The organism is Arthrobacter sp. TS-15 (assembly GCF_006964045.1).
Classification (GTDB): domain Bacteria; phylum Actinomycetota; class Actinomycetes; order Actinomycetales; family Micrococcaceae; genus Arthrobacter.
The window spans coordinates 1-1387 of sequence record NZ_SDXQ01000085.1; the positions used below are offsets into that span (position 1 = coordinate 1).

Below are 1387 nucleotides of genomic sequence, written 5' to 3' on the forward strand. Positions count from 1 at the left end.
TAGTCTCGTGGGCTCGGTGGCGCGCTGCATGGAAGTGACCCGGTTCTGGCCGTCGCAGGTGAACAGGGTGACCGTGCCCTCGGGGGTGGTCACCTTGTTCACCCGTCCGTCGCTGTCGTACTCGTAGCCGGTGGCCCTGCCCGCGGTGTCGGTGCTCGTGGCGAGGTTGCCGTCCGCGTCGAGGTCGAAGACTGCGGTGCGGCCGGTGTTGTCCTTGGCCTGCCACTGGTTCGGGTACGTCTTGACCAGGTCGATCCAGCGGCCGGAGCGGGTCTCGGTGAGCTTGAAACCCTTGTGCTCGGCGCCGTCGTCGTGCTGGTCGACGGTGATCATGCCCTTGTTCTTGTCCGTGACCTTGGTCAGGGTGCCGTCCGCGTCGTAGGTGTCACGGCTGCCGGACTTGCGGTCGGTCAGCGTGTAGGTGCCGTCCGCGTTCTTGGCGAGGTCCTTGGAGTAGCCGATGGGAGTGGTGTATCCACCGCCGGTCTTCTCAGCGAACCGCTGCAGGCCGCCGGTGGCGTCGAAGACGTCCACCTCACCGTCGTTGACCTGGAGGTAGCGCTCGTATCCCTGCCACCAGCGCTGGGAGACCTTGCCCCACGGCGCTTCGAGGCTGTTGAACGTCCGCGTGAGCTGGAGCTTCTGGCCGACGCCTGCGATGTCGAAATCGGTGGCAGCGAGCATCAGGTTGCCATTGGACAGGTTCACCCGGGCCACGGTCGCGTCGTTCAGGCGTGTGTCGAGGATGCGGTGCCACGGAACTTGCCCCTGCCCCTCGGGAAGATACGGAACGGCCTCGGCAGCAGCGTTCCGTCCGCCTTTTGCTGTTGTGATGCCGGTCGTGCGGGCCTTCTGCGCCTCCCGCCAGACGGTGACGTCGGACGACACCTCGGTCTCCGCCTCGGAGCGCGGGGCTTTCGTTACGCCGGCCGGCGTGGCCGGGACGTCGACCTTCGTCGGCTTCGTCCACGGGCTTTCCTGCTTGGGCAGTTCCGGTTCGGACGGCGCTGCCACACCCGGTGCGGCAGCCACGACTAAAGCCGCTGAGGAGACAGCGGCGGCGAGAGCAATTCTGGATGATCTTCGGGCACGCAGAGACGGCATGCGCGCAGCAGGTGACTGCATCGGCTTCCCCCCACAGGAAGTCAGAAACCGTGACCCCAACGGCCACAGACGACGCACAAGCTGTCACGACAGGCACACAGAACGACGCGGGGTGCCCCGCAATCATCTTCCGATACGGGCCGGAATCAGCCCCGCCTCTTCACACACCCAGACTGGGATAACAGCCTGCGAATCACCCATCAAAGGCACGGGAATACTCACTTCCGGCCATGAATCCGACGGACGGTTCGACCGAAAGCCATCTCGCCCGAGCCCACGAGAC

The 1387-nt window shown here is 65.6% G+C and carries 1 protein-coding gene; it reads right to left on the minus strand.

Annotated elements, in window-relative coordinates:
• On the minus strand, positions 1-1032 hold a 1032-nt coding region (locus EU811_RS22895), incomplete at its 3' end, for an RHS repeat domain-containing protein (protein WP_202979348.1).
• Positions 1033-1387 lie beyond the last annotated feature (355 nt).